Annotated in this window: 8 protein-coding genes; 2 read left to right on the forward strand and 6 right to left on the reverse strand. The window is 33.0% G+C overall.

The window, feature by feature from the left end; genetic code table 11:
- Positions 1–1,548, forward strand: a 1,548-nt coding sequence (locus F6K22_RS25975) for a hypothetical protein (protein ID WP_293104686.1), incomplete at its 5' end; no start/stop codon positions are given.
- Positions 1,549–1,704: 156 nt separating this feature from the next.
- Here the strand turns inward: F6K22_RS25975 and ispF are convergent.
- Positions 1,705–2,193, reverse strand: a complete 489-nt coding sequence (gene ispF, locus F6K22_RS25980) for a 2-C-methyl-D-erythritol 2,4-cyclodiphosphate synthase (RefSeq protein WP_293104688.1) — start codon at positions 2,191–2,193, stop codon at positions 1,705–1,707.
- Between the two features lie 111 nt (positions 2,194–2,304).
- Between ispF and F6K22_RS25985 the strand changes: the two genes are divergently transcribed.
- On the forward strand, positions 2,305–2,640 hold the full coding sequence (locus F6K22_RS25985) for a PqqD family protein (RefSeq protein ID WP_293104690.1): 336 nt from the start codon (positions 2,305–2,307) through the stop codon (positions 2,638–2,640).
- 489 nt (positions 2,641–3,129) lie between these two features.
- On the opposite strand, the gene F6K22_RS25990 is transcribed toward F6K22_RS25985, so the two are convergent.
- The 5 genes from F6K22_RS25990 to F6K22_RS26010 form a co-directional block, all read right to left on the reverse strand.
- Positions 3,130–3,549 (reverse strand): SH3 domain-containing protein, encoded by a 420-nt coding sequence (locus tag F6K22_RS25990; RefSeq protein ID WP_293104692.1) that lies wholly within the window; start codon positions 3,547–3,549, stop codon positions 3,130–3,132.
- 229 nt (positions 3,550–3,778) lie between these two features.
- Positions 3,779–5,278: an AAA family ATPase gene (locus F6K22_RS25995; protein ID WP_293104701.1), complete on the reverse strand. Its 1,500-nt coding sequence runs from the start codon at positions 5,276–5,278 to the stop codon at positions 3,779–3,781.
- A gap of 51 nt (positions 5,279–5,329) precedes the next feature.
- The gene (locus F6K22_RS26000) at positions 5,330–6,028 is read right to left on the reverse strand and encodes a class I SAM-dependent methyltransferase (protein WP_293104695.1); all 699 of its coding nucleotides are present in this window, start codon (positions 6,026–6,028) and stop codon (positions 5,330–5,332) included.
- A gap of 61 nt (positions 6,029–6,089) precedes the next feature.
- Positions 6,090–6,599 (reverse strand): YceD family protein, encoded by a 510-nt coding sequence (locus F6K22_RS26005; RefSeq protein WP_293104698.1) that lies wholly within the window; start codon positions 6,597–6,599, stop codon positions 6,090–6,092.
- Between the two features lie 132 nt (positions 6,600–6,731).
- Positions 6,732–6,885, reverse strand: a 154-nt coding sequence (locus F6K22_RS26010) for a R3H domain-containing nucleic acid-binding protein (RefSeq protein WP_293104704.1), incomplete at its 5' end; no start/stop codon positions are given.

Genomic DNA, 6,885 nt, shown 5'->3' on the forward strand with positions numbered 1-6,885 from the left:
CCTATAGAGCATAAAAGACGAGCTATACGAAACTTCTACAAGGAATTTTTTCAAATAGTCATTAACTTTAATAATTCTGATTATCCCTATGCTAAATACTTAAAACAAGATTGGAAAGAATTATATAAAGAAGTTAGAGAAAATGAGAATGATAAACAACTAATAAAAGAGTGGGAACCTGCTATAAATTCAAATGAATTCAAATACGCTCAAATGGTTTCTGCTAGAGGAGCAGAAAAGCTAGTTATTAAATTTTCTCGTGCTTTGGGATATCAAGTAGAAGATATTTCTATTCATCAGATTACTAAACAAAGCTCAGACTGGAAATTAGGAGATATTAGACTCGATAAAAAGACTTTGCTTGATGTTAAAAATGCTCGACTTACTGTTTCAAAAATTTACTCTGAGTTTTGTGTTCCTGAATTTAAGGAGAAACGAACAAATAAGGATAAGGGGAAAAAAGAAGTTTATATTGTTGGTCTTTTATCTCCTTATTTGTCAAAACAAGTTATTGATGGAGAAAAGAAGCTAAATAATGTGCCAAAACCGAAAATATTAGGAGTTTTTTACAAAAAATTACTTGACGAACTAAAGAAAATTATTGGTAAAAAAAATAGGCTAGAAATTGATTTATCTAGGTTGGAAAATTTATACTCTGATTCCTCTATATCAGAAAATTATAATTCTTATTCACCTAGGGGCAAAATTTCTAATTCTTATTTACCTCATTGGTTCTTTGACTATGGAGATATATTTTACAAAAAACAGATTAGAATAATTCAGGATTTTAAGAATTTAATGGCAAATCTATCAGATGGAGAAGTTCCTACTTGGGAAGATATTTCTATCCTAGGAATTAATCCTTTACCACTGTTTATTGTTACCAGGGAAAATTTATCTACAAAGTGGCAAAACCATTTACCAAAATGGAAACGTGATTTTATAAAATCTCTCATAAATATACCTCGATCTCCTAAAAAGAAAATAATCTCTCTATCTCATCTATATATTTCTCTACTCAAACATTTTTTACAGATGCTTGAAGAGGATAATTCAGAGTATAGTCCCCAAGAGTATTCAGACATTTTATATGGAGATTCGCAGATAAATAATCCACAAGAGTATTTACCTATTCCATTTGAAGATTCCCAGACAGATAATCTTGAAAATTCCAAAACAAATCATCCATTGAAAATTTATGATCCTTTGCAGACAATACAAAGTTTTTGCAATACTTTACAGACTCTTTGGGAAAATCAAGAAGAAACAAAATTGAGCGAATTTAAGATATTTAAGTTTAGACATGAAGGAATTTTGCAAGGAAAAAAAGCTTCCCATGATTCCTGGAAAACTATTATTGCTTACTGTGGTGGAAAGATAGAAAAGAAAGGAAAATGTGGCAATTATCCACTCCTAATTGGAAGAGAAGAAAACTGTCCGACCTGCGGTTATCTAATTTGCCCTAAAGAAAATTGTCAGTGTTGTCAGCCAAATTGCAAATCTTATTTGTCCAGGAAAGAAAAAAATATTGATGAAAATAATTTGTGAAAAAAGCTGCAGGGGTTTGGTTTCCAAATGCCATTTTTCCTGGAGTTTAGAGTCTAAAATCCTACAATATTACAATTTTTGCTAAACCTAATTTAAAGGTATAATTTTTACCCCTAAATTTTTTTTTCACGAATCATTTAGGATTGCTATTAACAGTTACAACCCCTCATATTTCTCTAGCAAAACCACCGCATAAGCAGCAATACCTTCCTCTCTACCTACAGGACCTAATTTTTCATTAGTAGTAGCTTTAATACTAACTTGATTTGCTTCTAATTCTAAAGTAGTAGCAAGACGCGATCGCATTTTCTCTATATGTGGTTTTAGTTTAGGACGCTCTGCTACTACTACTGAGTCAATATTGCTAATTTTCCAGCAAGCAGCCTTAACTAAATGATTGACACGATTTAATAAATCTATACTATCAGCTCCAGCCCATTGTGGATCGCTTGGAGGGAAATAATGACCAATATCACCCAAACTTAGAGCGCCTAACATTGCATCCATAATGGCATGGGTCAGAACATCCGCATCGCTATGGCCAATAAGTCCCATTTCATGGTCAATTTTGATTCCTCCCAAAATCAATGGTCTTTCTGGCCCTAATTTATGAATGTCGTAGCCATTACCTATACGAAGGTTCATATTCTTAACTATTACTTAATAGAAAATAATTGTTTAACTATTGTATATTATATCTTGCTATCCAAAAGCAGTATTTTTTTGAATTAATTTTATTGGTATTAGAGGTAAGTTGTGAACATTTCATTCACTCAAAAAGTATCATTCACTAATGATTTTTTTCTAGCAGAAGATGAGGGAGGAATTTTTGTTGTTAATGCTCAACAAGAAGGTGAAGATTTTCTGTTGGATGAAGTAGCAGCTAAAATGTTATTTGCCTTAATAGGATCTGAGTCTATCCAAGAAGCTTATGAGGATATTTTAGAATTAGAAGAAGTCGATCCGGAGGTGTTGAAAAATGATTTGTTAGAATATATTGAAGATTTAACAAATGATGGAATTGTGAAAATTATCGACCAAAAAAAAGGTTTGTCTATTGCTGAAGAAGATGAAATATATATCAATTCTTAAGTCTGATTTAGGTAATATAAGTTCTAGATTTTAGGGAAAAAGTATCTCGCTTATGTAGGGGAGCAATATGCTCCCACTGCTGAATAATTAGGGTTTGCTGAAAAAGTATGAGTGGTAGGGGTAGAAGTCAGGAGTCAGGAGTCAGGAGTCAGGAGGAATGGGGAATTTAGAGGAGGTACTCGGATATTTTATCCCTTGATTTTTCTGCAATTATTCTGCCTTTTATCCTAACTTTTTGGTCTCTCTAGCTTAAAAAGTTGCATTTTTTTTCGACTTAAAAAGGCTAAAACTTTTATTTGTCAATAGTTTTATATTTGATCGGTAAGCCCTAATTAATCTTCATAAGAAATGGCTAGAGTTATACTTAAAAACTACGATAAATTATGCTGGTATTTTAACAACTTGTAAGTCCTATAAATCTTATATATATTTTATTACTTTAATCTACAGGAATAAAGTCAATTTTAACTGATGTAAAAAGTTGATAATCTAATCCAACCTTTCAGTATTACCTCCTGAAACCCAACCTATACGATCGCTCCCATCATCTACCCGAACTTTTTGCCATCTCTTATCAGAACTTTCTTCCAAAACTATAACTTCTTCTTGATAAGAAATACCTCCTATACGATTAGAATTTCTGCTAGGAGTATCGCGAAGAATCAAACCAATAGGTTCAATCACAACTGCTCTGTAAGATCCAGGCTCTAATTGATTTTTACTGTTCGTTGCTTGAGGAGATGTACTGACTTTTTGGACTACAGGTTTTTCATTTTGAAATATTGGTTTTTCAGGCATTCTTGTGAGTTTAGCAGCAAAATAGAGAACTGCTGCTGCACTAGCTCCAGCTAGTAACAGTATTGCTAAAATAAACCCTACTAAAAATTTGAAGAATCCATACAAATTCATAATTTTTCAGTTTTTTTCAAGGGAATAGGGAATAGGGAACAGGGAATAGGGAATAGGGAATAGGGAGCAATTTTAAATAGAAAAACATTTTTATTATAGCTCATTAATAAGACTTGAGATAATATCAAATTCTCAGTTGCCTAACACCTATAAATTTTTACCTTATCAGTCAAAGATTACTTTTTACTTTTTACTTTTAACTTACCCATAAGCAATATAATGGCTATACTTAAAATTTACCTTTGAAGCCATCAGATCTAGAAGCAAGACGTGCTTTACCTGCCGCTGCCCAATCTTGTAAAAACTTAATTTGTTCTTCAGCAGTTCTAGCTAAAGGAATAATTTGACTAGCAGACTCCAAGATATCCTCAGTAGTAAACTCACGATTTTGACTAAACCCAATGTGCATAGCTTCTATTAAAGATTGCTCTATTTCTGCACCAGAAAAATCTGGAGTTTCATAAGCTAATCTATCTATATCATAAATCCTAATATTATGAGGTCGTAACCGAGATAAATGTACCTCAAAAATAGCTTTTCTTTCTTCCTGACTAGGCAAACCCACAAAAAATATTTCATCAAACCTACCTTTTCGTAATATTTCCGGTGGTAAAGATTCAATATTATTAGCAGTAGCTACCACAAACACAGGAGATATTTTTTCAGCTAACCAAGTAATAAAAGTACCAAAAACGCGACTCGTAGTACCAGCATCTCCTTGACTTTTAAATCCTGCAAAACCTTTATCAATTTCATCTATCCACAGGACACAAGGTGCCAAAGCTTCAGCAATAGAAATCATCTGTCGGGTACGAGACTCCGACTCTCCCACCAAACCACCAAATAAACGGCCCACATCCAAACGTAATAAAGGTAAATGCCAATGATGAGCGATCGCCTTAGCGGTAAGAGACTTACCCGTACCTTGTATTCCTACCAAAAGTAAACCTCTCGGATGAGGTAAACCATATTGTCTTGCTCGTTCAGAAAATGCCCCTCCCCGTCGTAATAACCAATCTTTCAAATTATCCAAACCCCCAATATCGGAAATATTTTCATGGGCAGGATAAAAGTCCAATATTTGAGTTTGCCGAATAGTTTGGCGTTTTTCTTCTAAAATTAAATCCACATCATTAAGCTGCAATTCTCCGTGAGTAGCGATCGCCTTAGCCAAAACTCTTCTAATTCTTTCAATAGATAACCCTTGAGCTGCTCTAACCACTTCATCTAATAAACGTTTCTCTGCATATTGACCCATTGCCACTAACAAACGTTCTACCTCCTGAGAAATTTCTTGACTATTTGGTAGTGGAAATTCTATGATTGTAATAACTTCAGTTAAATCTTCTGGAACAGATATTTGAGGAGCTAAAATAACTATATTTTTGGGTTGAGATTTTAACTTTTTTGCCAAATTCCTGAGCTTCCTAGAAATAGAAATATCTTCCAAAAATCTCTGAAAATCTCGCAAGATAAATATTGCCGGAGCTGATTCAGGCAACTTTTCTACAAGTTCTAAACCTTGAAGAGGATTTCTTTTTCCAAAACCTATATCATTCGGATTATTTTGATATCCTTCCACAAAATCCCAAAGATATACTGCCCTATTACCTTGTTTTTTTGCTGATTCAGCAATTGCATTTTCTACTCGTTCTTCTTCCCTTGTCTGGATATAAATTATTGAGTAGCGTGAGCGGAGTAGTAGTTCAAACTCTTCTTGAAAATTCATCAATTATTATAAATAGCGACAGTGATTAGATAGACTAACCAATAAAAACAATTACTTAACTGCTTCAATATTTAGGCTGATTTTCTTTTTCGAGGTATCATTAAGTGTAGTCATTTCACACCATCCTGGTTGCCATTTTATAACCTCCTTAAATCCTGTTTTTTTGATAAGTAACTCTAAATTTGATTGATTAAATACTGTCATGTGAAAGTTAAATTTATAGTTTTTTCCACCCATTAAAGGACTGATAATCTTATTAATATCATTTCCACTTGCTCTGTATTTATCTATTAAAAAATCAAAGTCAGGAACAGAAATACGCAGAATGCCACCTTTCTTAAGGACTCGAAACCATTCATTTAAGACTTGAGAAACTATACGATGGGAAAAATGTTCTAGACAATGAGAACCATAAATCAAGTCTACGCTGCTATCTTTAAAAGGAGCTAAACTATCTATTGGGCGTATGTAGTGAATATGAGGTGCCAGTAATCCATCAATATTAATAAATTTTGGATGATTAATATGACCACATCCAACATGAAGGTTGATAACTCCATTTTCTAATTTTGGAAATGCAGGACGTCCTATAATTTTTCTTGTTAGCTTACCATAAATAATTTTCAGTTCCTGATAAATAGTTTTCACTTTTTGTTTGAAACGATAAATTTTATCACGAAGTGAAGTCGGCAAAAAATTCATTAAATTCTTAATAAATATATTACTATTCATAATCGTTAATTTTGCCATTCTTTTTTTGAGTTAATTCTTTTTGAGTTAATTCTTAATAATCTACTCTCAAAGTCAACTCTCAACTATTATTCAGTTGCCTTTTTATCGCTTCTAAAGCAGCCCATCGACTATCTAAAACCGATGATGAGGTATTCATATCAGATAATTGTATACCTTGGCAATTATTGTCACATAACTTTCTGGGAGGAACTGCTAAACAAACCTGTTCATATACCCATTCTCTAGGGTTCAAATATCCATCTGGAGACAAAGTTTCTACTAAATGTTCCACAGAATTTTCCACCTCTATGTGGAATAACTCTTTTTGAGTTGTCACTTCATTTAACCAAATTAATTCTTTTGGATGAATCACCAATTTATAGTTATACTGTTTTAAACATCTATCACAAGTGAGGGTAATAATTGTTTCGGATTTTCCTTTAACTTCCAGATAATTTCCATGATGAGTTACTTGTAAATAACCCCTAACTGGAGTCAGTGTTTCCAAGTCTAATATAAACTCTTCAAACTCGAGCAATTCAGTCCGATCGGTTTTTTTCAACAGACTAGGAATATATATTAATTCCATTTTGTTTCACCCCACTTATTCCTTACCACTAATCCAGAATTCTTAGATATAGAATTCTGAATTAGCTGTACTTAAATTAATGATTTTAATGTTTATAAATCATAATTTTCTCCCAATTTTTCCTCTTTGTTGTTAGTTTCTAATTTTTACGACTAAACGGCGGTCTGGTTCCTGTCCATGACTGTAAGTTTCTAGATCTTCACAGTCCTGGAGCATAGTATGTATTTGACGACGTTCCGTAGAAGACAGAGATGTTAACTCATACTCCTGACCAGTCAAACGTACT

The sequence above is a fragment of the Okeania sp. SIO2F4 genome (assembly GCF_010672385.1).
Classification (GTDB): Bacteria; Cyanobacteriota; Cyanobacteriia; order Cyanobacteriales; family Microcoleaceae; genus Trichodesmium.